At 53.1% G+C, this 26,977-nt stretch carries 25 protein-coding genes and 1 riboswitch; of the genes, 6 read left to right on the top strand and 19 right to left on the bottom strand.

The genetic code is table 11. The features are described from left to right. Positions 1–57: 57 nt before the first annotated feature. A complete protein-coding gene (gene trkA / locus BLP63_RS05420; protein WP_242870818.1) occupies positions 58–1,530 on the bottom strand; it encodes a Trk system potassium transporter TrkA in 1,473 nt (490 codons plus the stop codon). A gap of 320 nt (positions 1,531–1,850) precedes the next feature. On the opposite strand from trkA, the gene BLP63_RS05415 reads away from it, so the two are divergent. Further along, entirely contained in the window at positions 1,851–3,893 is a 2,043-nt protein-coding gene (locus BLP63_RS05415; protein WP_092589894.1) for a hypothetical protein, read from the top strand. Positions 3,894–4,039: 146 nt separating this feature from the next. Here the strand turns inward: BLP63_RS05415 and BLP63_RS05410 are convergent, their stop codons facing one another. The 5 genes from BLP63_RS05410 to BLP63_RS05390 form a co-directional block, all read right to left on the bottom strand. Next, positions 4,040–4,453 (bottom strand): zinc-ribbon domain-containing protein, encoded by a 414-nt coding sequence (locus BLP63_RS05410; protein ID WP_242870806.1) that lies wholly within the window; start codon positions 4,451–4,453, stop codon positions 4,040–4,042. Between the two features lie 53 nt (positions 4,454–4,506). Then, a complete protein-coding gene (locus BLP63_RS05405; protein WP_170829307.1) occupies positions 4,507–5,748 on the bottom strand; it encodes a DUF401 family protein in 1,242 nt (413 codons plus the stop codon). A gap of 110 nt (positions 5,749–5,858) precedes the next feature. Continuing rightward, complete coding sequence (locus BLP63_RS05400; RefSeq protein ID WP_092589891.1) at positions 5,859–6,080, bottom strand: hypothetical protein; 222 nt, start codon at positions 6,078–6,080, stop codon at positions 5,859–5,861. An 85-nt stretch (positions 6,081–6,165) separates the two neighbouring features. Next, positions 6,166–7,017 (bottom strand): GNAT family N-acetyltransferase, encoded by an 852-nt coding sequence (locus BLP63_RS05395; protein WP_092589890.1) that lies wholly within the window; start codon positions 7,015–7,017, stop codon positions 6,166–6,168. Further along, the gene (locus BLP63_RS05390) at positions 7,010–7,450 is read right to left on the bottom strand and encodes a hypothetical protein (protein WP_092589889.1); all 441 of its coding nucleotides are present in this window, start codon (positions 7,448–7,450) and stop codon (positions 7,010–7,012) included. Before BLP63_RS05390 ends, BLP63_RS05395 begins: the two co-directional genes overlap by 8 nt. A 275-nt stretch (positions 7,451–7,725) precedes the next feature. Between BLP63_RS05390 and BLP63_RS05385 the strand changes: the two genes are divergently transcribed. From BLP63_RS05385 to BLP63_RS05375, 3 genes are all read left to right on the top strand, one after another. Continuing rightward, on the top strand, positions 7,726–9,147 hold the full coding sequence (locus BLP63_RS05385) for a hypothetical protein (RefSeq protein ID WP_092589888.1): 1,422 nt from the start codon (positions 7,726–7,728) through the stop codon (positions 9,145–9,147). Between the two features lie 178 nt (positions 9,148–9,325). Then, positions 9,326–10,294: a TIGR01212 family radical SAM protein gene (locus BLP63_RS05380; RefSeq protein ID WP_092589887.1), complete on the top strand. Its 969-nt coding sequence runs from the start codon at positions 9,326–9,328 to the stop codon at positions 10,292–10,294. Next, positions 10,260–10,850, top strand: a complete 591-nt coding sequence (locus BLP63_RS05375) for a tRNA (mnm(5)s(2)U34)-methyltransferase (RefSeq protein ID WP_207646418.1) — start codon at positions 10,260–10,262, stop codon at positions 10,848–10,850. The genes BLP63_RS05380 and BLP63_RS05375 overlap by 35 nt, the downstream gene beginning before the upstream one ends. 88 nt (positions 10,851–10,938) lie before the next feature. Here BLP63_RS05375 and BLP63_RS05370 read toward each other — a convergent pair whose 3' ends face one another. From BLP63_RS05370 to BLP63_RS05325, 11 genes are all read right to left on the bottom strand, one after another. Beyond that, entirely contained in the window at positions 10,939–11,730 is a 792-nt protein-coding gene (locus BLP63_RS05370; RefSeq protein WP_092589885.1) for a DNA-3-methyladenine glycosylase I, read from the bottom strand. Positions 11,731–12,049: 319 nt separating this feature from the next. Then, entirely contained in the window at positions 12,050–12,205 is a 156-nt protein-coding gene (locus BLP63_RS16800; RefSeq protein WP_170829305.1) for a hypothetical protein, read from the bottom strand. A 276-nt stretch (positions 12,206–12,481) separates the two neighbouring features. Beyond that, positions 12,482–14,416 (bottom strand): ASKHA domain-containing protein, encoded by a 1,935-nt coding sequence (locus BLP63_RS05365; RefSeq protein WP_092589884.1) that lies wholly within the window; start codon positions 14,414–14,416, stop codon positions 12,482–12,484. Beyond that, positions 14,400–15,176 (bottom strand): hypothetical protein, encoded by a 777-nt coding sequence (locus tag BLP63_RS05360; RefSeq protein ID WP_092589883.1) that lies wholly within the window; start codon positions 15,174–15,176, stop codon positions 14,400–14,402. The genes BLP63_RS05365 and BLP63_RS05360 overlap by 17 nt, the downstream gene beginning before the upstream one ends. After that, a complete protein-coding gene (locus BLP63_RS05355; RefSeq protein ID WP_092589882.1) occupies positions 15,173–16,441 on the bottom strand; it encodes a helix-turn-helix domain-containing protein in 1,269 nt (422 codons plus the stop codon). The genes BLP63_RS05360 and BLP63_RS05355 overlap by 4 nt, the downstream gene beginning before the upstream one ends. 308 nt (positions 16,442–16,749) lie before the next feature. After that, positions 16,750–18,123: a monomethylamine:corrinoid methyltransferase gene (locus tag BLP63_RS05350; RefSeq protein ID WP_092589881.1), complete on the bottom strand. Its 1,374-nt coding sequence runs from the start codon at positions 18,121–18,123 to the stop codon at positions 16,750–16,752. Between the two features lie 105 nt (positions 18,124–18,228). Then, positions 18,229–18,885, bottom strand: a complete 657-nt coding sequence (locus BLP63_RS05345; protein WP_242870817.1) for a cobalamin B12-binding domain-containing protein — start codon at positions 18,883–18,885, stop codon at positions 18,229–18,231. Positions 18,886–19,039: 154 nt separating this feature from the next. Then, the gene (locus BLP63_RS05340; RefSeq protein ID WP_092589879.1) at positions 19,040–20,551 is read right to left on the bottom strand and encodes a sodium:solute symporter family protein; all 1,512 of its coding nucleotides are present in this window, start codon (positions 20,549–20,551) and stop codon (positions 19,040–19,042) included. Beyond that, a complete protein-coding gene (locus BLP63_RS05335) occupies positions 20,552–20,746 on the bottom strand; it encodes a hypothetical protein (protein WP_092589878.1) in 195 nt (64 codons plus the stop codon). It abuts the gene before it with no gap. A 393-nt stretch (positions 20,747–21,139) separates the two neighbouring features. Then, positions 21,140–21,796 carry a SanA/YdcF family protein gene (locus BLP63_RS05330; protein ID WP_092590065.1) on the bottom strand — a complete coding sequence of 219 codons (657 nt, stop codon included), beginning with the start codon at positions 21,794–21,796 and terminating at the stop codon, positions 21,140–21,142. Between the two features lie 54 nt (positions 21,797–21,850). After that, positions 21,851–22,252 carry a hypothetical protein gene (locus tag BLP63_RS05325; protein WP_092589877.1) on the bottom strand — a complete coding sequence of 134 codons (402 nt, stop codon included), beginning with the start codon at positions 22,250–22,252 and terminating at the stop codon, positions 21,851–21,853. Between the two features lie 208 nt (positions 22,253–22,460). Between BLP63_RS05325 and BLP63_RS05320 the strand changes: the two genes are divergently transcribed. Further along, positions 22,461–22,889 carry a universal stress protein gene (locus tag BLP63_RS05320; RefSeq protein ID WP_092589876.1) on the top strand — a complete coding sequence of 143 codons (429 nt, stop codon included), beginning with the start codon at positions 22,461–22,463 and terminating at the stop codon, positions 22,887–22,889. A 96-nt stretch (positions 22,890–22,985) separates the two neighbouring features. On the opposite strand, the gene BLP63_RS05315 is transcribed toward BLP63_RS05320, so the two are convergent. After that, positions 22,986–24,407, bottom strand: coding sequence for a glycoside hydrolase family 1 protein (locus BLP63_RS05315; protein ID WP_092589875.1), 1,422 nt, complete (start codon positions 24,405–24,407; stop codon positions 22,986–22,988). 237 nt (positions 24,408–24,644) lie between these two features. Further along, entirely contained in the window at positions 24,645–25,025 is a 381-nt protein-coding gene (locus BLP63_RS05305) for a hypothetical protein (RefSeq protein WP_139159779.1), read from the bottom strand. Between the two features lie 348 nt (positions 25,026–25,373). Beyond that, a riboswitch (cobalamin riboswitch) is annotated at positions 25,374–25,552 on the top strand. A 107-nt stretch (positions 25,553–25,659) separates the two neighbouring features. Between BLP63_RS05305 and cobT the strand changes: the two genes are divergently transcribed. Then, complete coding sequence (gene cobT, locus BLP63_RS05295) at positions 25,660–26,793, top strand: nicotinate-nucleotide--dimethylbenzimidazole phosphoribosyltransferase (RefSeq protein WP_092589871.1); 1,134 nt, start codon at positions 25,660–25,662, stop codon at positions 26,791–26,793. The last annotated feature ends 184 nt before the right edge of the window (positions 26,794–26,977 follow it).

The following is a 26,977-nucleotide window of genomic DNA, read 5'->3' as shown; positions in this document are numbered from 1 at the left end:
TTTTGAAAATTGACATTATTGCATATTGCACTGTTACCCTATTTTAACGGTTTAAACCTATTCGTCGGAAATGTCGGTGATGTTGGCGGCGGCTTTGATGCGGCTGAGGGAGACCATCGGCAGAGCCTCTGGGGCAGTGTCGCTTTGGGTCCCAGGACGGAAGGTGATTTGGCGCAGGAGGCCGCCGTCGCTCGGACGGATGAAGGTCTTGAGGGCGTCCAGGTTCGAGTTCATGCAGAAAATGACGAGGCGGTCACCCACGGTGAGGACGGTGCTGCCATTTGGAATGATGGCCTGGTGATTGCGTGCCAGGGCGCCTATGACGAGGCCTTTTGGGAGGTCGAGGTCCTTGATTTTTTGGCCGACGCAGGCGAGTTCTTCATGGACAATAATCTCGACCACTTCCGCCTGGCCCTCAAGGAGCATGGTGGCGGCGACAATCTGGCCGCCTCTGGCATATTTCAGGATTTCAGTGATGGAGATGTCCGTTGGGTTCAGATAAAAGTCTATGTTCAGCTTGCTGAGAAGGTTGAGATAGCTGAATTTACCGACTTTGGAGACGACGACCGGGACGCCTTCCTGCTTGGCCAGCAGGGCCATCAGGAGGTTGTGCTCATCAAAGCCGGTGACGCCAATAAACGCATCCATGTGTGGCAGATCCTCGTCGTCCAGCAGCTCTATGTCTGTGCCATCCCCGTGTATGATGATGGCGTCCGGGAGGCTGGTGCTGAGGTACATGCACTGGTCGCGGTCCTGCTCGACAATTTTGACGCGCACACCCAGGCGCAGCAGCTGACGGGCCAGGAAAAAGCCCACCTTGCCGCCCCCAAAGATCATAACTTTTTTGATCTGGCGGGTATCCATGCTGATGCGGTAGCGCTTCAGCACCTCACTGAGGCGGGGGCTCTTGCCTATGATAAACAGCAGGTCGTCTGTTTCGATCACCGTGCTGCCGTCCGGAACCATAACGACGCCGTCTCGTTTGATGACAGGAATCAGCAGGCCTTCAAAGTTTTCTGCATGCCTCAGCTGGTTGACCTGTTTGCCTATGACGCTGGGCATCTTCGCTGCCAGGATGTCCATCATGACGAGCTTGCTGCGCTCAAAATCGCCGGACTGGAAACGGTAGCCCTTCATGAGAAAGCGGGTGATCTCCTGGGCGGTGGCAAGATCCGGATTGACGACCTGGTCAATGCCCATGTCATTTTTGAGGTATTCCTTTTGGCGAACGTTCTCGGGCTTTCGGATTCTGGCCACTACCTTCTTGATGCCGTGCTTTTTCGCAAGGAAACAGACTATAGTGTTGGTCTCGTCGCTGCTGGTCGCCGCCACGAACATGTCGTAGGTCTGTGCGTCCAGCTCCCTGAAAAGCTTGCTGTCCAGGCCATTGCCCGTGATCGCCATCACCTTGAGATGGGATTTGACGTGCTCGATGGCCTCTTTTTTCGTATCTATAATTGTGACCTCTATGCATTCCTTATCCATAGTTTCGGCGAGCCTGTATCCAAATTTTCCCGCGCCTACGATCATGACCTTCAAGTGGTCTCACCGCCTTGTCTTATGATGCTCTTGAAGTGTTGCTCTCAATTCGCTCAATTTGTTCGAGTTTGACCTCATTATAAGCTTTGTTCGCGATTTAATCCATAGCTTTCTTTGGGGATTATTGGGGTATATCATTATGTAAATGCGTGAACTGTGTGTCTGGCGTGTTGGGGTTGGTGGTGCGGCCCAGTCCCCAGCCATGCGGCCCAGTCCTCAGCCACGCGGCCCAGTCCCACACCACGCGGCCCAGTCCCACACCACGCGGCCCAGTCTCACACCAAACAGTCCAATCTCAAGGAGGGCACCCCATGAAAAAGCAGAAGGCAGATTATCACACCCTCAAGATTCCCACCGCACTTTACATAAGTTTGATCATCCTGGCACTGTCCCTGCTAACCCTCACCGGCTGCAACCGAAACACGCTATCCCCGGCACCCCCACCCGCGCCAGAGCAGAATTCCGGAGATTTTCAGGGCATTCCCGAAGCGCTGGAAAAGGAAATTGAGGACCGGAACAACCTCAAGGAGAGGGTCCTGGCCACTTATGCCTTCTACAAAGGCAAAGCCACCATCATGGACGATTCCATCATTAAAGGTGAATCCGAACGGGATGAACTCTCCGGTTCCGGCGATCACCTCTTTGAATCCGAGGACGTGCTCATTTACGATCCAAAAACCCGCCAGGTCTATCTGATCGCCCGCGCGCTCTACTACTCCGGGGAAGACCGCATTATCTACACAGACCTGATTACCGGCTTCAGCGATAAGGAAACCATGAGCTACAGCGGCGAGCTCTACGAGGTTTATGGCACTGGCCAGCTCGTTAAAAAAGAGTTGATGGACGCTTCTGCCAGCACCCAGGGCAGCGAGGGCTTTGACACCAGCGCCGGCAACACTTCCAGTTCCAGTGATTCTGCCGATGGTCCCCAGTCCCCCCTCCTCGCCACCTCAAACTACGAGCTTCTATTTCCTCTAAATCCCATCCGCATGCGACCTGAGGACAAAGTCATCCTCACAAATCCACCCACCCAAAACCTCTATTGGGTAACCCTCAGTTCAACAAGGACCGACTCTGCCCAGGTCACCAGCCTGTCCAACCAACCTGACGAAGTGTCCTACGAGGTCCTGAACCTGATCCCCGGACTTCCGGACATCTACACCCAGCGAACCTATAACCAAAGTCTCACGACCATGGCCCAGCTCACCAACGGTCTTTACGGTTTCCCAAGCGGCGCCTTCGAATGTGAATACGTCAAGATCACCTATGAGGAAGCTATGGCATCAGTAGAAGAAATCCGCGAAGCCAAAGCGGACCAGGAGACTTATGAAGCCCTCGCCAAAAACCGGGTTGAGGCCTGGCAGGAAACTGCCAAATTGGGGGATGCCATGAAAGGTATGGCGGACGCTTCTTCTGTGCTGTCAAACTATCCAAATTCATCTGATGGCATTGAATATGCGTCAGATCCAAACCGCGCCCTTCGCGACGCTGACGCCCTTGTCACAGATCCCGACGTCCCAAGCCAACTGGACCGTCTTGATGGTCTTGGAGGCGACGGACTTCAGGCCAGCCAGTCTTCAGGAGAACCTGAAAGCAGCGGTACACCACGCAGTCTTGAAAATTTTGTCCTCGAGACTTCAGGCGACCCTGATGCAGGCACTGAACAGCAGCGCCTGTCTGTAAGCTACGGCGGAGCCCTGCCGGAGCTCATCAGTGTCTTCGAGGCTTACAGCAAAGCTGCAGCAGATATGAAAGTGCAGCTTTCATTGCTCCAGGCCATGGCGCCAATCACAGCGGACACGGATCCCGCTCAGGTTATTCCAGTTCTGGAAGCGTTTTCAGACGCGAGAGATGATCTCACCGCTGCTGCTGCCAAGTCCACGTCGTTGCTGAATGCGTTGCATACTATTCTCAGCAGGTTAAGTCTCGAAGAAGAGCCTGAAGCGGAGGTCGAATACGGTCAGCTGAATGTCTTGTATGACCTTTGGGCAAACGCTGAGGCTGAAGGAAATGCCTCCGTCGACCTCGACTCTGACATGGCGCTCCCAGAGGATTATCCCCTCGACGTTGTACCGCTTCCTAAAAACGCCGCTATTGTGATTTACGAGTCCCTCTCAGAAGGCGGTGTATCTTCAGGCCACAGCCTTACCCTGAAAACCACTGCTGCGCCAGCTGAAATTTCCGCCTATTACACCACTGTCTTTGCTGACTCAGAGGACATTGAGGTTATGAACATGGGCGAGATGACCATCTTCTCCGGCCAGCGCGGGGACTGCGAAGTTTCCGTCATGGTCACCGCCAACAGCCTTGGTGGCACAGAAAAGTCCATGGTCCAGATCACACTGATTAATTAGGTGTCCAACGCGGCCCAGTCCCCAACCACGTGTCCCTGTCCCGCGCCATGTGTCCCTGTCCCCAACCAACAAACAAAATAAGAAGGTGCGAAGATCAACCCCTGCCCAACCGGCAATCTGATCATGCGCACCTTCATTAATTTCACTCAAGACTTCGTCTGAAATTTATTCTGACACTTTGGACAAGTTACCCTGATCTTGCCCTTCCCCCTTGGCACCCGCATTACGGCCTTGCACTGGGGGCACTTAACGTACTTGTTGACCTTCGCGTCCTCAGAAGCCGCCTTCATCCGGCTGTTAAGCTTATGCAGCCTGCCATAGACCGGACTCAGAAAAATAGCGAACTTATAATTCTCAAGCCGCCGCTTCTCCACATTCCTGGACAGGATCCTAAAAACCGCCACACCCAGCGGCACATACCCAACCGCCACCAGCAATGCCTGATCCAGCACCTGACCCAACAAAGTCAAGCTCAGCGAAATCAAGATGAGAAAAGTCGAAAGCTGGTCCCCGCCATTTCTGCCGGCCATGAACTGAATTATTTTTTCCTTGAATTTCAAAAAGATCATTCCAATCGATTATATTTTTGTCCCATGCCTCAAGAGTCCAAAGCCTAAATCACACTCATAAACCCAAGCATAACCGCCACAGACGCAATCAGCGTCCCAAGCAGCAGCGGCGCGTAGAGCTTGTACTGGGCGTAGAGCTCATTCGTCGTCACGCCCATGAGCTGCAGCGTAAACGCCTGACACAGGTGAAGCGGTGAAAAGAAATACCCAATAAATGCGCATCCAAAGGCAAAATACGTATAGACATGCAGTAACCCAATTGAAGCCCCAAGCTCAGAAATCAGGGGCAGCGTAATCGCCAGTGATGCCACGCTGTAGCCCGTAATATAGCCTATTAAAAGCGACGTGAAGAAAATGACGGCAAATACCATCACTACACTGCCGCTCGCGCTGAACATGGCATTCACCATCCCCATCAGGTCCTCCATGTGAAGAATGACATCCTTCATCACCAGCACCGCGATCACCGTCAAGACTATATGAAGGTTAAACGACTTTCCAGCCACCTTGAAAAAATCCTTCTTGTCACTTAAAAAATAAGCCGTCACAAGGCTCGCCACCATGGCAACATAAAATGGTACTCCAAAGATCAGGTTGATCAGTACACAAATGTAAATAGGCGAGCTGTAAAGCAACAGCGCCTTAATATCCGCCAGCTTATGCCCCGACCGCTCAGCCTTCTCGACCTTGGGCACCTTGACCTCCCTCAGAAACAGCAGCTGCCCTATCCCCAGCATAGCCGCCACCATCACCAGATTCAGCCCAATAATCCTGTAAATGTCCAGCTCCGGCAGAATGGACCCAATCACCAGCAGCGACGTCGAAAACGGCAGCACAAACATGGCCACGTGCCTGAATACCAGGTTGATCGCCGCCCTCCGGGCCGGCAAAATCCCAAGCTCTTCGCCGATGGTATTCACAAACGGCGCCGAAAGCATAGCACCCCCCGGCACGATCAGCACCCCAATCAGCGCCGGAATCAGCATCATGGACACCTTCTTGTTCCCGGTAATCGTCTGGAGCTTCTCAACCACCCGGTTTAGAATTCCATAATGCTTCATGATCCCGCCCAGCATGCTGACCATTGACACGACCAAAATCGTATTCAACGACGACACCGACGTAAACAGCGATCCCAGAATTCCCAGGATTGCCCCGCCGCCTATGCCGGAAAACACACTCAAAACAGTCGCCGTGATCAGCAGCGTATAGCTCAGCTTGACCTTCCTTCTAATCAAAATGGGAATCAACATATAAGACAATACGACAACCAATAACTGAACCATACCCAACCTCTTTTCAATGATCATTTCAACTCAAACGAAAAAGAAATTGATGCCAATTGGACGTCGGCCCCGACGCCCGCTGCACCAATTTCCTTTCACCTTTTTATCAATTAATCATACTCTTTCTTAATATTACAGACTAATCTTCCCATTGTCCATAGGTACGAGACAATTGCCACGCCCCACACCACGTGAATATGGCGCTTGAACAGCTTCTTGTAATTCAGCCCAAACAGCACTCCAATCGACATTAAACACAGCTTCAGCACCGCAAAATCAAGCACTGTATACTGCCTGGACGCATTCATGGCTTTTTCAATAAAATCCCTCATGCTTCTCACCCTCCTCAAGAAAATGTTAAATCGACTTCACCAACACTTCTCACTTTATTCTTACCAACGTCTGCGACTTTTCAATCTATAAATCCTCCGCTGGAATCAGATACCATCTATAGTGGGTGATCGCCTCGTATCCAAGCCGACGGTAGACTTTCTCCCCGGCTATGGACGCCTGAAGCACGACACATTTCGCTCCCAGCTCGAAGCCCCCGTTCGTCGCCGCCACTGTGGCCAGCGCGCCCAGGCCCTTGCCCCGCTCGTCCGCCACGGTCCCCACATAGTAGATCCCCGCGGCCTCCCCGCTCGCCACCATCATTGCCCCAGCTTTTGGCCTGTGATTTCCATAAACCACCCACGCCCCCACATTCTCCGCGACAACACTCCCCAAACTTCCAAACATCTCACGAGCCACAGCCTCGCTCTTGTCAAAGGCATCCCGCACAACCGCCGCGTAATCTGCAGCCTCTTGCGAACCCATAACCTTTTTTATCTCTATACCATCCCCAGACACCGGCATTTCTATGGGCTTTTGAATCATCATGCCTGTGGAGCCCGGCTCTCTCAGGGGCTTATAGCCTCTGCCCTTCAAATATGTCTCCAGCTCAAAATCCGCATGGTCCCTGACCCAAATAACGAAGCCTCTTTTGTCTTTCCCAAAGAAGGTTTTTGCTTCATTAAAAAGCGCTTCGGGCTCAGGCCCTGTCCCAGTCCCAGACACAGTCTGCCCAAGACACAGCACCCCGTTCAAGTGCCCGTCCATGTTATCTATGCCTATATTGAACATAATTGACTGATCCTTCTTAGCCACGCTGCCATGAGGCGCATGGCTGTTTCTATGGAGAATGGCAGCCGCCAGGTTTTGGTCGGCAAGCTCAAGAAAATAATTTGAATTAAAAGTTGTCATATTAGTCACCTCGATATAGTTAGGCATTATTTTTATCCCCTCGATAGATTTCAACCTCTTCTTTAAGCTGCTCTGTTGAATCTATCAGGGTATTAACTTTATAAACATAAGGAAAATGAGCTTTTCTATTAGGTGATTTAAAATACAGATCAAAGTTGTCCATGTATTCAGATGCATATTCTACTAAATCTTGTAAGAGTGTTTGTTTCAATTGTTCTATGGACGATTCGTTTGCAGCAAGATCCAAGTTATCTATAGACCCAGTAAAAGTACCGTCCTCTTCTTGAATGACACAAATTTTGATTTTTTGTGATTCTAACAAAGCTTCCAGTTGATCCATTGATAATACCGCAAGTAGATCTCGATTCCTTTTAACCTGAGCTGGTTTGTTTCTCACAACACTATCTATAAATTCGCTCCAATGCTTTCTGACCTCAGTAGCATTTAATGGCTGATTCATCATTATCACCTCTATTTAATTATATAGAATAACGGCGCAAGTTACAATAAATGTACGTACACAAATTACATAGCGTACGTTTTAAACTTATTGTTCATGTCAAAACATAATTCACGTCTTCCTGAAGTATTATTCATCTTCCCGGGTATATATATAACGCATACTTGGTTTGATTTGTGCCAGGGGGTTAAATCGTGCTTCTAACATTAAAAATATTAATTAACCCGCCGGCCTGATAGGGTCGGCCTTTTTAATTCAAGGAAAGGGTGAGAAAAATGACAAAAACCAAAAAACTGCTGAGTCCTCTCTTCTCGATTTTGATGCTGACTATTCTTTTAATTTGGGGCACCGGTTTTTCAAGCGCTGCTGAAACTGTAACCCCAGTTCCAGCTTCAGGATCATCCATTGAGACAACTGAAGTCACTATGGAAGTTTTGATGAACAGAATTAACGCCCTTGAAAACCAAGTCACAACCCTTCAGGAAACCATCACGCAACTCGAATCCAGATTAGACGCTGTGGATGATCCTGAGCTGGAGGCCTCTCTGACCAGCAAATTCAACACGCTGTTTAAAGGCGTCACCAGAGAGATGGTGGGCGAACGCGATACCCTCCGCTTTTCCGGTATGAACGTTCAAATCGTCAACGGCCTTGGCGAAACCTCCATTCTGGATGGTCAGGGTCTTGGCAACCTGATCATAGGCTACAACAAAAGCAGGGTGACGGTGCTTGCACCACTGAAACCAGAAAATGATGTCAGAACAGGCTCCCACAACCTGATTTTAGGGGATTACAACAACTACGAAGAAGATGCCTTTGGTGGCATTGTGGCAGGCTACTATAACCAAATTGGCGCGCCATATGCTTCAGTTCTTGGCGGCGAATCCAACAAAGCCCTTGAATCCGCAGCTGCAATCCTTGGCGGCAATGGCAATACAGCCTCCGGTAAAGGCGCAACCATTTCAGGCGGCGCTTCAAACACTGCCAAAGGAAGCTACGCGACTATTTCAGGCGGGTTCAGCAATATGGCCAGCGGCCAATACGCTTTTGTCGGTGGTGGGAATAAAAACACTGCCAGCAATCTCTTTACCGCGATCCTCGGCGGCTACAGCAATACCGCAAGTGGCGTCCGCGCCTCTGTTTCCGGCGGCGACGCCAATACAGCAAGCGGTGCCAACGCTTCCGTCGCTGGCGGTCAAAGCAACCAGGCACTTGGTGTCAATGCCTCTGTCTCAGGCGGCAGCAATAACCTGGCCAGTGGGACCAATGCTTCTGTCTCCGGCGGCGATCAAAATACAGCAAGCGGCGACGGGGCGTCCGTTACAGGGGGTTCAACCAATACGGCAAGCGGCATAAGTTCAGCGGTTACGGGTGGTTTGGGGAATACGACCATCGGCAATAACGCCTCTGTTACTGGAGGTCAGAACAACCTGGCCAGCGGGGCACACGCGTCCATCTCCGGTGGCGACACCAACACCGCGAGCCAGCGCGACGCCTCCATTCTGGGTGGCTATAAAAATACAGCCAGCGGCATTGCGTCAACCATCTCCGGCGGCGGCACGAATAAAGCAACGGGCACAGGCTCCTCAGTCCTGGGCGGCGGCAATAACACCGCGGCAGGCAGCGGCTCCGTCGTCATAGGCGGCGAGCGCCAAACCGCGACGGGCTGGTACGCGATCCTTCCAATGGTTGAATAATCCTCATTAACAAAGTATTGCGCCACTGTTCTCAGGCGGGCCCAGTCCCCAACCAAATTCACAGGAAGTCCCTGTCCCCCTCCAAAATTCCGATTGGGCCCAGTCCCCCACCAAAATCTCAGGGAGTGCCTGTCCCCCACCAAAAAATGTGCTAAAATAGTCCCTGAGGTGATTGTACTTGAACGTATTTAACTTAGAAGATCCTAACGCGAAGCGTTATCATACCTGGAACCAGCACCTGAAAGACCACTTTGGAGAAAAGGTCTTCAAAGTCGCTTTGGACGGCGGCTTCAGCTGCCCCAACCGGGACGGGCGAACTGGGGGCGGCGGATGCACCTTCTGCTCAGAGTCCGGCTCCGGCGACTTCGCCCAGAGCGCCCTGGATCCCCTTCCCCTCCAGCTGCGAAAGGGTATTGCCCAGCAGCACAAGAAGTGGCCCCAGGCCAAAAAATACCTTGCCTACTTCCAGAATTTCACGAACACCTACGCCCCCGTGGACGTGCTGAGATCCCGTTATGAGCAGGTCCTGAATGAACCCGGCGTTGTGGGCCTCATGATCGGGACGCGAGCCGATTGTCTCCCGCCCGAAACCATCGCATATCTGGCAGAGCTGAACCAGAGTCACTATCTCTGGGTAGAGCTGGGCCTCCAGACCATCCACGAAAGCACCAGCCGCCTCATCAACCGGGGACACACCTACGAAGCTTACCTCAAAGCCGTGGAGGCCCTGCGTCAGCACGACATTCAGATTTGCACCCACCTGATTAACGGGCTGCCTGGCGAAGACCATGCCATGATGATGGAGAGTCTGAAGCGGGTCCTGCTGGACTCGGACATCCAGGGGATCAAGCTCCACCTGCTCCATCTCATGGAAAACACCGCCATGGTGAAGGATTATGAGGCTGGCAGACTGAGATTTCTCGAAAAGGACGACTACGTCAGCCTCATCTGTGATCAACTAGAGATCATCCCTCAGGAGATCGTGATCCACAGACTGACGGGGGATGCGCCCAGGAAGTCTCTGATTGGACCCAAGTGGAGCCTCAAAAAATGGGAGGTTCTGAACAGCATAGATGACGAGCTGAAGCGTCGTGGCACCTATCAGGGGATCTATGACATCCGTAGGCGAGGTGAACGCCATGATTGAGTCGCCGCTGATGTTCAGCCACTTTCTCCTCAGGCAGTGCGTGCGCGAGGGAGATGTCGTGGTAGATGGGACTACCGGTCATGGGCATGACACGGTGCTGATGGCCGAGCTGGTAGGATCAGAAGGACAGGTGCTGGGCTTTGACATCCAGGCCGAGGCCATTGAAAGCACACGGGCGCGGGTCACAGCAGCAGGTCTTGAGTCCCGGGTGACGCTGTATCAGGAAAGCCACGAGCACGCGGTGTCGCGGCTGGCAGAGGGTCAGCAGATTGGTGCGGTCCAGTTCAACCTGGGATATCTGCCCGGCGGCGACAAAGGCGTTGTGACTCAGGGATCATCGACACTGAGGTGTCTCGAGGGTCTCCTTCCAAGGCTTCGAAAAGGCGGCATGGCCATTTTTGTCATCTATCACGGTCACACCGGCGGGCCGGAGGAACGGGACGCGCTGCTGGCGTTCGCTGCTGGCCTCGACCAGAAGGTCTACACCGTTCTGCGCTACGACATGCTCAACTGGCGGAATGATCCCCCGTTTCTGATTGCGATTGAAAAGCGGTAATAAAACTTAAAAAAAACGCCCCGGAAAGCGACAGGCCAGTGATGGCAAAGCTGCTTACCGGGGCGTTTTTTCGTTTGTGATGCTGCCGTTAATGCATCTGGCCGTAAATCTGAACCACGGCGGTGATATAGTAAAGGGGCAGCCTGGTGCCTTCACTTATAACCCGGGCTGCTTTGACCGCATTAATGTGGTCCTTCTCAGTTTCAATGAGACCAAGGCGCCTGAAGCCACGCATCAACTCCCTGTTTGGCCTGAACACATCAAAGCCCAGCTCTGCCATAAGATTCAGGGCGGTGATTTCCCCCATAAAATCGAAGTGGAGCTGCAGGCCCTCCCAGAGATGTGCCAGACTCTCGTTGCTATAGTCGTCGTTCAAAACATCCAGGAACCCTTGCATGGAACCGCAGTGCAGGCCTATGGTCGAAACGGTCCAGGCATTGTTATAGCACGCCATAATTTTACTTCTGTTCTTGATCATGCCAGGATCTTGCATAATTTCATCCACATGCGCTCTCGTGTAGGTCATAACCTCTTGATAATCAGAAAAATATCTGTTGACTGTGGGCAAATAGCGGTCAATCACCGTGGGGCGAAAGCCTGAGTAAAAGATGGTTTTGACCAGCGCGCTGTAGAAGAAGTCATCAGAGACCTTGGGTTGAATGGGTAGACAGTAAGCGCGGTGCATCACTTCCAGGCCTTCCTCTGTCGCTCTGCATTTCAGGACGAGGTCCTGATGAAGCTCATAAAACAGAGTCGTCAGGGCGCCCTGATCGAAAACGTCCTGCGCCTCCTCTTCCATAGCCTCATAGCCAAGAAGGTCGCGCTTGTCGATAATGAAGGATAAATTGTCTCCAGGTTGAAAGCTGTCCAGGTGTTCCATGTGATCCTCTCCCTTGATTTTTTGTTTATCTGATTGGCATTTCACTGGAGAGTTGAGAGCGACATGGATTAGACCTGGCTCAACCTTGTGCTGGATTATACCTTATGGATTGTCAGAGCAGCAGAGCTTGTGTGAAGGTATTTTAGTTCCCTTTTTAAAATTCCTTATTTTTACATCTGACTCCTTATATAATAACCATATTATTACATTTTGTAAAGAAAAAAGGGGCTACTGCAAACAAGTTTTTCAAGTTTGCAGCAGTCCCAAATAAATTTTGTCTGGTTGTCTCGATCCCATGTAAACGGGATAGCCCAAGGCTCTACGCGTTCATGTCCTCAAGCACCTCGAGCACCTCTTCACATTCGGCTTCGGTAAGCTCATCTTCCATAACCTTGAGCAGCTTATTGTATTCCTCGAGATCATTCGCGTTCTTTAACACTTCGATCCAGTGCTCAATCAGCTTTTGGGTCGTCATGGCGATCCCTCCTCAACCTTGAGTTGCCTCAGTGAAGGTGCTTATTATTATGATTCCCCAAATGGGGGATTCTAAACTTTGGGAATCAAAGGGGACGGTTCCTTTTGATTCCTTTTGAATCCTTTTGTGCCTCCCAAATCAAAAAATGTAATTGCCTATAGTTTTATTTAGGCGACCATCGGCAAAGAGTCAAAAGGGACAATCAAAAGGGACGGTTCCTTTTGTCTTACCAAAAGAAATCAAAAGGGACTGTCCCTTTTGTCTTTCCCTTTTGTCTTAAAAACCCAGCTTCATAATAAACGCCTGCTGAAAGTCCCCTAACCCTGAGAGTTCAACATACTCCATTTTTTCCTTGATAGCTTCAATGGCCTTCAAAGCCTCCTTTGACCTCAGCGCCGCCACAGCACCCATCCCAGCGGCGTTGCCCACGACCCTGGCCCTGGACATCAGGCCCTTTGGCAGCAGCTTGATTTCCTCGGCACTTTCCAAATTCAAGAAGCTGCCAAAGCCGCCGGCCAGATCCACCTGATCGATCTCCTCGGGACCAATGCCAAGCATCCCCATCAGAATTTCAACCGCCGCGTGGATCGCGCCTTTCGCCAGCTGAAGCTCCCTGACGTCCTTCTGGGAAAGAAAAATCCCCGCCGCCTCGTCCAGGAAGTAACGGTCGTTTTCATCCCGCTCCAGCAGCCTGCCGGGCCTGCTCAGCTTGCCTTCTCTTAGCAGCTCGGCGCAGAAATCGATCAGCCCTGAGCCACAAAGACCCTTAGGTGCCACCCCGCCGATGGTCGTATAACCACACGGCCACGAAAAATCAACTTTGTCTATGGCGCCGCTGACGCCCCCCATCCCACAGCTGATGGAACCGCCTTCGAAGGCCGGTCCAGCCGCCGTAGCGCAGCACAGCATCCTGCCTCTGCCCGACAGCACAATTTCGCCGTTGGTGCCTATGTCAATGAGAAGCTGCACCTTGTCCTCCGGCTGCTGATGGAGGCCGGCCGCGTAGACTGCGGACAGGGTGTCGGCGCCCACGAAGGCCGCTTTCGAAGGGAGGACCGTCAGACGACCGTCCGGATGGATGCTGAGGCCAAGGTGGGCGGCGGGTGTGGTGAGGGTATGGGTGACCATCGGCAAAAAAGGGGAAATGCCCATGAGGCCGCAGTTGACGCCCAGGAGGAGCTGCTGCATGGTGGTGTTGCCGGTGGTGACCACGTGGAGGAGGTCAGCGCGGTCTATGCCCGCCTGGCTGGCCAGGCTGTGGAGCATGGTGTTCAGCTCGGCAATGAGGCGGCGGCTGAGTTCGGTGGCGCCGTCTTTGTTAGAGGCGGCGTAGTGGAGGCGGGTCATGACGTCTTTGCCACGGACGGCCTGGGGGTTGAGGGCTGAGGCGGTGGCGGTGATTTCGTCGGTGCCGTAGTCGTAAAGGTAGGCGGCCAGGGTGGTGGTGCCTATGTCAATGGCGGCGCCAAAGGGGCCGACGGGACGTGAGATGGGTTGTCCGGTGGGATGTCCGGTGGGATGTCCGGCGGTATGTCCGGTGGGGTCAGACCCCGGTGGATGATTTAGCTGGGATTCTTCAGTCAGGGTCTGGACCGGCGTGTTGACGTCGACAATCTCTTGATCCAGGGTGACGACTTCGAGGGTCTGAGACTTGCCGGTCAACAGGGCTGCGGTTTTGATGAGGGCGTTCAGGGAGATGCCGGTGGTCCCCGGGACGGCGGCCATCAGCGCCTCGGCGAAGCCGCGCTGGTCCGTGAGGGTGGATGGGTCGACTTCAATGCGCGCTTTTTTCACCCAAGGGTCTCGTTCGGTGTTCTCCGTTTTCAGGCCGGCTATCATGATCTGGGCCTGGGCGGACTGATGGGGCAGCGTGATTTCCATGTCCCTGTCCATGGGAATGAAGCACATGAGCCGCTCGTCTGCAGGCGCGTTGTGCTTGCGAAGCAAGGCCAGCTCTTCAGGGGTGGGCCCTGGGATGTTGGTTGGGGACAGTCCCCAACCGGACGTTTGTGGGTCAGTCATGGTTTCGGTTGGGGACTGTCCCCCCTTTAGAATTGCCCGGCACTTGCCGCAGGTTTTGTTGCCGCCGCAAACGCTGTCGACTTTGTAGCCTTGTTTGATGACTGCGTCCATGAGGGTCAGACCCGCACCGACATAAAATTCGTGCCGGCCGGTGATGTCATTGATCACGAGTCTATATTTTGGTGTCACTGGCGCTTCTCTCCTTCCTGAACTGGCAGCACTTCAAGAGGCAAAGGCCGCAGTCGTGATGCACCTCGCTGAAGGTGCCGTCCAGGGTCTTCCCTATCACGAAGGACAGGCTGTTTTCCGGGTCCATCATGAGACTGTCGTTGAGGCTGACGCTGAGGGCGGGCTCCTTTACCCTCAGAAGCCTGAACAAAGTGGCCTGGTCGGAAATGGGCCAGGCGTTTTCACCGGGCAGGTACAGCCGGGTAAGACCGGTTTTTTTGCCGATGGTTTCTTCATTAAACCCCTTAAATTCATTTGACAGTGATCCAGCCTTGGACTGAGCGGCCATGAAGTCCCAGAACGCCTCCACGAGGGTCTCAAGGCCGGCGTTGGCGATGGCCTTGAGGATCAGCTGTTCTGAGGCGGGGCGCTGGGTCTTTTCGGTTGTTTTCAACGTCTTAGCCATTGAGACTTCAGGGATTTCTGAGGTTTTTATGGTGGCAACAGCTACAATGACCTCGCAGCATCCCTTTAGAACCTCTACAGCAAAGGGGGACCTGAACGCCGCCTCAGTTCCAATGATTTCAATGGCCTGGCCATCTTCGGTGACTTGGGTGGGGAAGGTGTGATGGAAGACCATCGGCAAAAGCCTTGTTTTTGACTCTTCAAACAAGCTCAACAGCCGCTCTGTGACCTTTGCGGGTGGGTTCACGCCTGGCGGATAGCCCATGTGCTTCAGGGCTGCAGCGAGGTCTGCTTTGAGGGCGGACTGAAAAATCATTCGATCACCTCTGGGCGGGCTTTTTCGTTCGCTGCCGTCTCGCGTCTGTATTGATTCGGCGTGACGCCGACGCGGGCCTTGAACAGCTTGCTGAAGTAGGACATGTCGTGGATGCCCACTTTGGCGGCTATGGCGGAGAGACTGAGGTCGCTTTCCGCGATCAGTGACTTGGCTCTGTCAATTCTGTACTCATTGAGGTATTTGACATAATTTTTGCCGTAGAGCGCTTTGAATTTGCGGCAGAAGTAGGAGGGGCTCATGCTTGCCACCTTGGAGATTTCATTTAGTGAGAGGTTTTCGTAGTAGTAGGTATGGATGAACCCCATGGCTGCCTCGAAGCCCTTCTCGCAGCCTCTTTCGCAGGCTTCTTTGACCTGACGTGATAGGCCCTTGGCGTAGTCGCTCACAATCTGCTGGATGCCCGTCAGGGAGTTGGTCTTCAGGATCGCGACGGTCGTGTCCACCGAGGCCTTGGAAATCACCGTGGAATCGAGGCCAATATTCACGCCATATTCCAGCAGGTTGAAGATCATTTTGGTGAAGATGGACTTGATGGTCTCTTCGCTGTAATGGTTCGCGACTAAAAAGCTGCACCACTTTTCTATGAGGGTGTCCATGTCCGCTGTGCTGTTCTTGGAGATCAGCTTGGTCAGCTCGAACTCAAAGCGCTCGGTTTCGTTGAGGAGCATTAGGTCCAGCGCTTTGTCCGTGAAGAGGTCGGCGTAGTGCAGGATGACGCCTTTTTCGTAAGTGAAGGCGTGGCTCAGCGTCTGGAAGGACTGCTCATAGGCCTTCCAGAGCTCGTTGTAGCTTGGGCAGACGCTGCTGATGGCGACCTTGACGGAGTAGCGGGTCAGGCCTTCCACGGCTTTGATTAAGGTTTTGCCGATGGTCTCCGCTTCCACCCTGTGTTCCGCCGCCAGCACTTCAGCTAAATTAGCTAAAACTATAATTTTATCTGTGCCGATCAAGGAGGTCGTGATGGCTGGATATTCTTGTTTTTTCAGTGTGGACCTGACCACATTGAGGATTCTGCGTTTGACGCCGTAGCGCTGCTTGTTGTCGAGGCGCTCGCAGATTTTCCAGAAGTCGTCCACCATGAGGAGCAGCACCACGTGATTTGGGGACTCGAGCGGATAGAGTGTCTCCAGGGACTTCAGCTGGGTAATCCGGGTGGCGTAGCCGTAGATCAGATCATAGATATATTCCATGGTCAGCATGTCTTTGTAAATGGCGTCCTGGTCTAAGTCCTGAACGGCTGGCATGGGGGGTCACCTTCTTTCGGGCGGTTTTTGGGGGAGCCGGGTTAGCTCGGGGGATTTGATGATGGTTTAGTTTAATTGTACATCAGGACTGGGCAAAGGGCCACAGCGTGGTGCGGGACAGGCACTTGTGGTGCGGGACAGTCACTCGCGGTATGTCCCTGTCCCGCGCTGTATGTCCCTGTCCCCCGTGACGTGTCCCTGTCCCGCGTGGTGTGTCCCTGTCCCCCTCTGTACTTAAACAAAGAAAGGCCGACTGCAGTCGGCCCACCTTTATAAATGTCTTTGTCCCAAGCCCCCACACTCAGCCCCTACTCAAACTCAAGACCCAAAGCCTCAAGCTCTGCCTTGACCTCATCGTAGAGTGCCAGATAATGGTCTTTTGGCTGCACGGTTTCGACGTCGTAGAGCTCCTCGAAGCTAAACCCTTCAGGCCCTTTGCCAATCTTGTCCTCATAATGCATATAAATCTTCTGGACGACCTCCTCGGCCTGCTGGCGGCTGAGCTTCACGGCTGCCCGGGCGATGTCCCCCATCCATCGGGATTCAAGGCCGGTGCCATGATTGTCCTTGGTCGGCTTGTGGATCCTGACGCCAAAGATATGGTACCCGGACACCGTCTGGGAAATGACGGACGCCGCAATCTCATAAAGCATCTGCTTCGTCCCGGGACCCGCTGAGGTCGTGACCGTCCCCTGCAGAATAGCCTTCGTATTGCGCACTATAGCCTGACCCGCTGTAGACAAAATCCACAGGGACATCCTGTCCGTTGCGCCGGCGTTATAATACGGCGTCACCTGAAGGTCCAGATAAGCGGAGCCAAGGTGTGCCTGGCCCACCACCACCGCGTGGAAGAGCCCCCCCACCGCAGCAATCGCTGAACCCTCCGCGCCGCCGGCAAACGCCCCAATCACCGGCGCCCACCACACCTGACGCATGCAGCTGTAGTGAATGGTATGCATAATTTTGTTCAGGGCATCAAAGTCCGTCTTGAGCTCAGACGTGGTATGGGCGCAGATCCCATCCGTGCTGCGAATCCCCCCGTCATAGCAGGTGCAGATGTCCGCCATGGCCGAGCCACAGCCGCCCAAAATATGCATCCCCGCCCTGCCGGACTTCTGCAGTGCCTCCCTGATCTTCATCACCGAAACCCTGGCCGCGTAGAGCTCAATAGGGCTCCCAAACATGACCGGCCGGTTCTCGAAGACGTGAGGCGGATCAAAGTAAAAGGAATCCACATAAGGCTCCTGGGCCACACTTTGATACAGCGGCACCAGCATATCCTCCGTGGCCTTGCCCCCTATGACCCCACCCTGAATCGTTGGCAGGGACGGATCCTCCACGTTTCTATGGCGCATGACCCGCGCGTCCTTGCCGGTGCCTATGACAATCTGCTCCGGCAGGCTCCTGAGAATCTCGTTCAGCTCTTTTTCCGTAACCTTGATGACCCTCTTGGTCTCCATAGTATACGTCCCCATGGTCAGGTAAAATTCCTTGCCGGCGGCGTAGAGCCGGTCCGCCATGTCATCGTCAAGATTGATGAGCGAATGCTTGTCAAACTTGATGTCGTACTTCTTCATAAGGCGCGTCGTTTCCTTATAAACCTTCATGTCGAACTCCCGGGCTTCCATCTTCTCGCCCGTGTTCAGCGCTCTGTCTGCTATTTCCATGCTGTTGAGAAGCATGCGATCTCCCCTTACTGCCTTATAGTCTTATGGCCAGGCCGCCGCTGAGGCCGCCGGCCAGTGAATGTCCAAGTCTGTCACAAGCTGCTTTTAAGCCTTATGCCTTTAAGCGCCCTTCCCCACCAGCGCCTTCGCCATGTTGACCCCGCCGGCCGCGTCCACAGAGTACCCGTCTGCGCCGATGGTCTCCGCATACGACGCCTGAATCGCGCCGCCACCGAGAATCACCTTAAACCTGTCCCGCAGCCCAAGCCGCACCAGATCCTCCATCAGCTCCTTGGTCTGCACCATGCTGGTAGTCATCAGGCAGGACATGGCAATGATGTCCGCGTCCACTTCCTTGGCCTTCTCAATAAAGCTGTCAATATGATTGTCAATTCCAATATCGTAGATCTCAAAACCGGACGCCATCAGCAGCGTCGCGAAAATATTCTTTCCAACGTCATGGATATCCCCTTTTGGGGTTCCTATGACCACTTTTCCATTTACGAGACTATTCTTTTCACTCTCGGGCAGGGTCGAAATAAGTAAATTGATGCTCTCCTTTACCGCCTCCGAGGCGAAAATCAGCTCCGGCAGGAAGTATTCCAGCTTCTCGAATTTGTCCTTCACGATCTCAATGCCCGGAAGAAGGCCTTCGTCTATGATTCGCAGAGGGTCGACCCCCCGCGCAATGAGCTCCTTGACGAGCTCTATCACCGCGTCGTGGTTGTATTCCACGACTTCGCCGGAAAGCTTTGAAAACAGTTGGCTTACATCCATATTGCGCACAAAATCACTCCGTAAGTCATGACATAAATTTAGGGTCAAAGGTAAAAAGAGACCAGTTATACCGGAGGTTTGAACTTGGGGTGAAGGGACCATCGGCATAACTGGTCTTTTGAGGTGGATTGAGTGAGGTGTTAAAAGCTAAAGGTTACGCCTGGTTCGCCTTCGCGGCGCCTGAAGGGCGCTTTTTCCTGCCAAAGAGCTCTTCTGTGACAGAGTCGTGGAACTTCTCGACGATCTCCTTGGAAGGGGCCGGTGTCACGAGGGAGACGCCCACCAGCAAGGCCACGTTTGCGATCATGCTCCAGATCAGCGCCGTGATCTTGAGCGGGTTAGGCCAGACGAGGGAGAACAGGACCAGGATCAGGAAACCGCCAAGGGTCCCGGCAATCGCGCCTTCCCTGTTCGCGCGCTTCCAGAAGAGGCCGGCAATGAGCGGCGGGAAGAGCTGGGCGTAGCCCGGAGTCGCGAAGCGCGTCGCAGTGCTGAACACGTGCGGCCAGTAGAGGCCAAAAGCCGTGGAGATGATGACGAACACCACTATGGCCGCGCGGCCCATGAAGACGATCTTCTTGTCAGAGGCCTTCTTGTTGAGGAACCGCGTGTAGAGGTCGCTGGTGAACATGTTGGAGCAGGCCAGGAGCTGGGAGCTCGCCGTAGACATGGCCGCCGCGAACGCCGCCAGGAAGATGCCCGCGCCCAGAATAGAGCCGCCTTTAATGGTGTTGATGGCCTGGTGGATGCTCATCTGCGCTTCAAGTGGGGACAGTCCCCCACCAAACAGATAAGGAATGATGATGATGCCAATCAGGAGCAGCGGCACCATGCAGAGGACTTCGTAAAGCGGGTAAACCGTCGCGAGGGTCTTGTAGGTTTCCTTGGACTTCGCGATAAAGAAGCGGATAAAAATGTGCGGCCAGACCACGAAGGAGCCGATGGTGATAGCAAGGTGCAGCGTGAGCACCGGCGAATACAGATTGTTCGGTCCTGGGTAGCCGTTAAGACCCGGACGGGCTTCCGCAGCCTTTTGGGCCACCACGGTGAGAGGCTCCGGCATGGAGATGAAGAGCACCAGCAGTGCCACGAGCACGATCACGGTGAAGACGACGCCCTGAACGGCGTCCGTCCAAGCCACCGAGCGCATGCCGCCCACGGAGACGAAGATCAGGAGGACCAAAGCGATAGAAACCGTACCGACGAGCACCGGCACGTTGGCCGCACCGTTGAGGCCGGAGCCGAGGCCGCTGAGCTGCAGCCCTATGTAAGGCATGGTGAAGAAAATGAGTCCGACAGCGGTGACAATCCTGAAGAAGTTGGAATAATAGCGTTCGCCAAAGAAGTCGCCTGGCGTTGAAAAGCCGTATTTTTTACCAATCATCCAGAGCCTGTAGCCCACAATAACCAAGAGGCTCGAGCCCCAGAAGATGCCCTGGGCAATGCCGAGGGAACCGACACCGTTGATGTAGCCTTCGCCAACGACGCCGTAAAAGGCCAGCGTACTCCAGATGGAAAAGATCAAGGTCATGATGGTGGCGAAGGAACCAATGCTCCTGCTGCCGAGGAAGAAGCCGTCGTTAGTCTGTTCATTTTTCTGGTTGGCGAAGATGCCAACACCAATGAGGACCAGTGAGAATAGGATGGTTGCGACAATGGTAATCAATTATTTCGCCTCCCCGTAGTTCTTGAAGAAAAGGTGGTTGATCACGGAAGCATAGATGCCGGTGAATATTATGGAGACGACGGAGATTGGCAGCCAGCCGAATACCAGCGGAGGGTTTGGGCCGAGCAGGAAGCCTCCCCAGACGCCCCAGACGAAGCCTATGAGGGTCAGAATGACAAAGACAGTTTTAGACACTTCACATCATCCTTTCAGGTTTTCATAAAGCATTAGCGTGACCCCGGGTGTGCACTTACCCTTGGACAGGTGGTGCTCTATTAGTTTGAATATTAAAACAATTGGATAAAGCAAACAATGAAATATTTTGTCGAAAAATGTAAAGATATTGTCATGGCGGAAATCAACGGGGACGGTTCCTTTTGATTATGGCGGGAAATCAACGGGGACAATCAAAGGGGACGGTTCCTTTTGATTCCCTTTTGTACCCCATCAAATCAAAAGGTAAATCAAAAAGAACCGTCCCTTTCGTTCTTTCGTTCCCTTTCGTTCTTCAAAAAAACCTTTGCCGATGGTGGTGGGCAGATCACCATCAGCAAAGGTTCTTGTGCGAAAGTAGTGTTTTGTGTTCCTCTAATCATGGGACAGCCGCCCGTCCCCGCTGATTGGTATGACCTCCCCAAGAAAAGTGGGCTCAGGCTTATACAGGGTCTGAAAGAAATCCTTGTTCCGGGCGAGAAACTCCCTCACGTCTCTCCCCCACTGCCCTGCATACCGCCTTTCCAGAGTGCTTATGCCGATGGTCTCCAGTCCGAGCTGCTTTGCAATAAACAGAGCCCTGTAGAGGTGGTACTTCTGGGTGACAATAATGGCGCGCTCAACCTGAAATATAGCTTTGGCACGATAAACCGACTCATAGGTGGAGAAACCCGCATGATCCAGAAAAACGTCCTCCTTCGGGATGCCATGCTCCAGGACGTATTGCTTCATAGCATTGACTTCGTCATAACGCTCCTGCCCATTGTCACCGCTGAGCAGCAGCTTTGGCGCGGCGCCAGCTTCGTAAAGCTCAATGCCCTTGTCCAGCCGGTCTCTCAGCATGTAGCTGGGCCTGCCATCCGGGGTGATGCCTGCGCCCAGGACCAGGATGCAGTCTGCTTGAAAGCCGGTGACTTCCTCTTGGGGGAGGATCCGCTGCGTAGTGCTTAAGGTCACATAGCGGTTTATTGTGAAGGGCGCAGTCAGTACTATAAGCAGGAATAGAAATAGGATTATTCTTTTCTTTTTCATCATCATCACTTCTTCTTAATTTTTTTCATATTCTTCATCAGCTTCTTCATGCTATCACTCCACGTGAATGTAGATCGCAATCATTAGCAGCACTGCCACGCCGCGGTGCAGCTTGAGCCAAATGCCGCCACGCTTCTTTTTCAAGTGACCGTAAACCCCAAGCGCAACCTGTAAAATTAATACAGAAGCCGCTGCAGCACCGGTCACGCTTAGTCCATAGGTAAAAAATTGAACTGCAAAATGCGACAGGAGCGCGGCAATCGTTAGCAAACCAAAAACCTTATGGTGCTTCACTATGACCTTCATGATTGCGCTGAATCCTTTGAAGACAAGATCATTTTTCTTGAGCTGCCCTCTGAATTTCTTGTTCACCCATTTGACAAAAAAATTGAGAATGGTCAGTCCATAGAGAAAGATAATGGTCCCACCCAGAAATTCACCCAAATCCTCGAGCATAAGTTAAACCCCCTTAGTCCGAAGTCAAATTAAAACTTCTCGCCACTTTCATAAATTTGTACTTTCCTTTTCACGTTACTTTGCCGTTTATCCATTTGTCAAGTCACGTAAAAATAATTGTACCCATACGCTGAGTTAATTTTCTTCCAAATCAGGATTTCCAATCATTTACGGGTATAAATATTTATAGCCATAGGAGGTGAAAACAATGAGAAAACTTCTCGTACCTATTGATTCAAACACACTCCCGGACTCGCTTAAGAAGCTTCTTGAAGATTTTGTCGCAGTTATGGATTATGAAGTTACCCTCATTTACGTCACGCCAATCAGCCGCAATCAGGTTCATGGCGACTTAATGGCTTTCAGGGAAGAGAATGAAGCCCTTTTCGAAGACCTCGCCAAGAACATGCTGAGCGAAGTGGAGGCAGAGCTGAAGGCCGTTGGCATTGAACGCATACAGAAGGTGCACGTCATGGGTGATCCAGCGGAGGAAATTCTTAAGTTTGCTGAAGCTGGGGAATTTCACAGCATTGCCATGAACAGTCGCGGCATGAGTGCAGTAAAAAGGCTGCTGATTGGTTCAGTCACCAATAAAATTGTGCACCATGCTACAATTCCTGTTATTGTCGTCAAGTAATTCAATTGAGAAACGCAGTTGCCGCCCTTTCGGGAGACTCTCCCGCAGGGCGGCTTTTTCAGGAGGGGACAGTCCCCCACCAGATTCTCTTGGACGCTACAGATTTTTGGTTGTGGACTGTCCCCAACCAAGCTTTGCCCATTTTTCAATTATTGAGGCCGTGACCCCCTGATTGAGGCAAAGGTCCGCGTAAAAGACGCCGCTTTTTCGCAGTGTCCTTTCCTGTGTATTGAAATCCACAGCGTAGAGGCCAAAGGGACCTGACTCCCCTTCCAGCCATTCGAAATTGTCGAGCAGCGACCAGTGGTAGTAGCGCTCGATGGGGATGCCCTCTTCTATGAGCTCAGAGATCATTTTCAGGTGATTGTAAATGAACTGGAGGCGGAAGGCGTCCGCGGCGTCGCAGGTGCCGTTTTCGGTGATCCAGATGGGAAGGGGGATCTGATGGCGGTGACGGTGGCGGTGGTGGGACCATCGGCAAAGCTTTTTCAGGCCCTCTGGGTAGATTTCCCAGCCAAGGTCATTTCGCGGGGTGCCAGGAAGTGGCTCAAAGCTGAAGTTTTTCCCGTGCACCCCCGCGCGGCTGTAATAATTGATGCCCATGAAGTCTGAGTAGCGGCGTCTGCCCGGCGCTTCAGAAGAGCTCCGGCTTGAGGCTGCTGCGGCTGCTGCGGTTGTTGCGGCAGAGGTTGCTGCAGTTTCCAGTGGCCTCCCGCCAGGTACGCTAAACCCCAGCGGCGGCAGGAGCCGGCCCGTGGTAAAGGCCTCCACCATAGCCCCCTGGAACAAGTGGTCCGCCAGCTTGGCGGCAAGGCGGTCCGGAAGGCTGCGGCTGAAGGGCTCAAAGACTATGAGGTTGTGGGCGGCGCCGACCCGGGTCGGACCTTCAAACTGATGGTCTTCGCGCAGCGAATGAATCAGCGCATAGGCCGTGAGGTGGCAGCGGATGAGATTCCTGCAGACCTTTAGGGTCTTTCGAAAGTCCCGGATCCCCGGCGGCCAGATGCCAAAATAGTAGCCGTTGGTGGCGTAGACGTTTGGTTCGTTGAGTGTGACATAATCCTGGACGAGGTCGCCAAGGGCTTCGACGACCCGGCGAACGTAGCGTTCAAAATAGACGACGCTGTCCGCATTCAGGAAGCCGCCGAGGTCCGCGAACCAAAGTGGTATAGAGAAATGGTGGAGGGTGACCAGAGGCCGTAGTCCGTTTGCTATAAGAAGCGTCAGCTCACGGCGGTAGTGCGCCAGGGCTTCGTCGCTGAAAACGCCGGCCTCTGGCTCAATGCGGCTCCATTCGAGGCTCATGCGATAGGTGCGCTGATGTGTGGCCGTCAGAAGCTTGAGGTCTTCCTCGACCCGGTTCCAGTGGTCCGCGGCGCGCAGGCAGCTCGAGCCGTCTTTGATGTGGCCCGCAGCGCACCACCGGTACCAGGTGTTGTTTCGGTCGCCGCCCTCAATTTGGGTGGCGGAGGTGGCGCTGCCCAGGAGAAAGTCTTTGGGGAGTGAAAAGGGCTTCATGGCGGTCGCCTCCTTGGTTTTTGATGTGTGTCAGTCGCTTTATTTTTACCCCAAAGTCGGGGGTGATAACGAGGCAGCCGTGGGACGCGCTTTGGTTGAGGCGGACAAAATAAGGACTTTTGCCGATGGTTGCGGGAATCAGAACCATCGGCTAAAGTCCTTTTTATTGTGCTTGAATTATGGCAAAAACTGCGGCGCTGACACGGCCCAAGAATCCAAATCGAAAGCCTTGCTGCCCTATTTCTGAACAAAATAGACCGCAATGCCGAGCAGCGTGGAAAACACCACCATGAGGGAATAATCCTTTAGCTTATAAATCGCGTAGGCGCCGAGTATGGTCGCAGCGGCCAGCGCGCTGATGGCAACGAGAAGCAGCACGTGCGAAATGATTTCACCTATCGAACCAATGGCCCAGGGCTGGTTCTGAAAATCAAAGGCCAGGTTCGAGACGGAGATGAGCAGGTAAAACGAGACGGCGCAGATGACAGAGGCTTTGCCTGCCAGTGTATCTGGTAAAACTTTTATTTTTATTAGCTTCTGTCTTAATTTTTTTATCTGTTTTGGCGTTCTTATCTTGCTTATGACTTTTGGCATTCTCGGCAATTTTATCTTTTTCATCTCTCTGATCATCCCCATTCAATTTGCCACGACTTTGAAGACCCTTGGTGGTGTTGCCGCGTATGTAATGGAAGGCTATTCGGCTTCAGGTGCTGGGATGGGTTGGGTTGGGATGGAATGCGCTGCATTGGGGGCTGCTGGAGTGAGTGCTGGCAAACGGAAGAGGATTTGTATCTCTATAAAGATGCCTATACCCAGAGATGGCTCGGATGGCGCAGGTTTTACGAGATTTTTTTTTGGTGCGGCCCAGTCCCGCACCATGTGTCCCTGTCCCCCACCACGTGTCCCTGTCCCTTTTCACAAAATTCCCTTGAATTCTTCAATATTTCTGTTAAAATCAAAAGTAATTCAATAAGAACGATCTCAGGTGCCCCATTCGGGGAGAATAGGGAAACCGGTTAAAGCCCGGTACGGACCCACCACTGTAAGGACGAGTCTTTCGCTGATCCACTGGCTTACGCCGGGAAGGGGGCGATTTTAGATGATGACGTCTGAGTCAGGAGACCTGCCTGAGCATCAAAAGTCTTTCCTGGGTAATGGAGAGCGGCGGAGATGACGGCAAAGTCCCGACCACAATACTTGTATTGTGGCGGGACTTTATTTTTTTACCAAAAATTGACTGGAGGCGAATTGAATGAACACAGAACTTGATTTTCAGAAATTCCACGGCCTTGACCCAAAGGCCCTTGGCAGCGCCAGCGAGGCCATGCTTGAAGAGGCCCTTGAGACCCTTGTGAGCGGGATTGATAGACTTGACCAATCCGCCGCGGATAAGATGCAGGAGAGGCTTGACGGAAAAATCAAGCCACTGCGCAGCCTGGGAGTCCTGGAGGACATTGCGTCGCAGATCGCCGGGATCATGGGCACGCCGGAGCCAAAAATCAACGGCCGTGCCGTCCTGTTAATGGCCGGGGACAACGGGGTCGTAGTGGAAGGCGTCAGCGCAGCGCCTCAGGAGATCACGGCGCAGATGTTCTACAGCTACCTGAGGGGCGAGGCGGGCATCAACGTCCTGGCCCGGCACGGGGGCGCGGAGGTCATCTGCACGGACATTGGCATTGTGTCACCGCTCGACCCGCCAGCGCTCATGGCCCGACGGGTCAAAAACGGCACGGATAACATCTCAAAAGGCCCTGCCATGACCCGGCGCGAAGCCCTGCAAGCCATTCTTACAGGCGCGCAGATCGCCGCGGAGGCCATTGACGCCGGCATCAACCTGCTGGCAACCGGCGAAGTGGGCATAGGCAACACGACCCCAAGCGCCGCCCTGATTTCCGTCTTCACCGGCCACAGCGTCGAGGAAGTCACCGGCCGCGGCACGGGGCTGAAGGACGAAGCCCTGAAGCACAAGGAGTCCATTATCAAGCGGGCCATTGAGGTCAATCAACCGGATCCGGCAGATCCTGTAGGCGTCCTGTCCAAGGTGGGCGGCCTTGAAATTGCCGCGCTCTCCGGTGCAATCCTGGAGGCGGCTTACCGCCGTGTGCCTGTCATTCTCGACGGCATTATCTCCACGGCAGCGGCCCTGGCAGCAGCGAAGCTCGCGCCGCACTGCGCCGAGTACATGATCTCCTCCCACAATTCCGAGGAGAAGGGCCACGAGATTGGCCTCCGCCAACTGGGCATCAACTTCCGGCTGGATTTTCACATGCGGCTTGGGGAAGGCACCGGCGCGGCGCTGATGTTCCCTATGGTCGACGCGGCGCTGAAAATTGCAGATGAGATGGCGACCTTCAACGCAGCTGGAGTAACGACCGGGGAATTTTAGCCTTATATTGAATAATGTCAAACCCATCAAGCAAAGACTAAAACCTTTGCCGATGGTCTCCTCCAATCACATCCCCTTCTTTAGCAACACCCGTTTAGAATTTACATGTATTTGGGCTTTTTTTCAATATATTTACAGCATCTAATCAAAAATGAAGGCAACCGTCATAGTTGCCTTTTTTTGT

This window comes from Acidaminobacter hydrogenoformans DSM 2784 (assembly GCF_900103005.1).
GTDB lineage: Bacteria > Bacillota > Clostridia > Peptostreptococcales > Acidaminobacteraceae > Acidaminobacter > Acidaminobacter hydrogenoformans.
This window is presented reverse-complemented; position numbering and strand designations above follow the sequence as displayed.

Excerpts from the sequence above, each read along its gene's own strand:
- BLP63_RS05325 (WP_092589877.1), bottom strand. The coding sequence starts at position 22,252 with ATGCTCGAGGATTTGGGTGAATTTCTGGGTGGGACCATTATCTTTCTC.
- BLP63_RS05415 (WP_092589894.1), top strand. The coding sequence starts at position 1,851 with ATGAAAAAGCAGAAGGCAGATTATCACACCCTCAAGATTCCCACCGCA.
- BLP63_RS05330 (WP_092590065.1), bottom strand. The coding sequence starts at position 21,796 with ATGAAAAAGAAAAGAATAATCCTATTTCTATTCCTGCTTATAGTACTG.
- cobT (WP_092589871.1), top strand. The coding sequence starts at position 25,660 with ATGAACACAGAACTTGATTTTCAGAAATTCCACGGCCTTGACCCAAAG.
- BLP63_RS05370 (WP_092589885.1), bottom strand. The coding sequence starts at position 11,730 with ATGGAACACCTGGACAGCTTTCAACCTGGAGACAATTTATCCTTCATT.
- BLP63_RS05355 (WP_092589882.1), bottom strand. The coding sequence starts at position 16,441 with ATGCCAGCCGTTCAGGACTTAGACCAGGACGCCATTTACAAAGACATG.
- BLP63_RS05385 (WP_092589888.1), top strand. The coding sequence starts at position 7,726 with ATGACAAAAACCAAAAAACTGCTGAGTCCTCTCTTCTCGATTTTGATG.
- BLP63_RS05395 (WP_092589890.1), bottom strand. The coding sequence starts at position 7,017 with ATGCCTAACTATATCGAGGTGACTAATATGACAACTTTTAATTCAAAT.
- trkA (WP_242870818.1), bottom strand. The coding sequence starts at position 1,530 with ATGATCGTAGGCGCGGGAAAATTTGGATACAGGCTCGCCGAAACTATG.
- BLP63_RS05305 (WP_139159779.1), bottom strand. The coding sequence starts at position 25,025 with ATGAAAAAGATAAAATTGCCGAGAATGCCAAAAGTCATAAGCAAGATA.
- BLP63_RS05350 (WP_092589881.1), bottom strand. The coding sequence starts at position 18,123 with ATGCTTCTCAACAGCATGGAAATAGCAGACAGAGCGCTGAACACGGGC.
- BLP63_RS05390 (WP_092589889.1), bottom strand. The coding sequence starts at position 7,450 with ATGAATCAGCCATTAAATGCTACTGAGGTCAGAAAGCATTGGAGCGAA.
- BLP63_RS05375 (WP_207646418.1), top strand. The coding sequence starts at position 10,260 with ATGACATCCGTAGGCGAGGTGAACGCCATGATTGAGTCGCCGCTGATG.
- BLP63_RS05320 (WP_092589876.1), top strand. The coding sequence starts at position 22,461 with ATGAGAAAACTTCTCGTACCTATTGATTCAAACACACTCCCGGACTCG.
- BLP63_RS05405 (WP_170829307.1), bottom strand. The coding sequence starts at position 5,748 with ATGGTTCAGTTATTGGTTGTCGTATTGTCTTATATGTTGATTCCCATT.
- BLP63_RS05345 (WP_242870817.1), bottom strand. The coding sequence starts at position 18,885 with ATGGATGTAAGCCAACTGTTTTCAAAGCTTTCCGGCGAAGTCGTGGAA.
- BLP63_RS05360 (WP_092589883.1), bottom strand. The coding sequence starts at position 15,176 with ATGATTTTTCAGTCCGCCCTCAAAGCAGACCTCGCTGCAGCCCTGAAG.
- BLP63_RS16800 (WP_170829305.1), bottom strand. The coding sequence starts at position 12,205 with ATGACGACCCAAAAGCTGATTGAGCACTGGATCGAAGTGTTAAAGAAC.
- BLP63_RS05315 (WP_092589875.1), bottom strand. The coding sequence starts at position 24,407 with ATGAAGCCCTTTTCACTCCCCAAAGACTTTCTCCTGGGCAGCGCCACC.
- BLP63_RS05400 (WP_092589891.1), bottom strand. The coding sequence starts at position 6,080 with ATGAGGGATTTTATTGAAAAAGCCATGAATGCGTCCAGGCAGTATACA.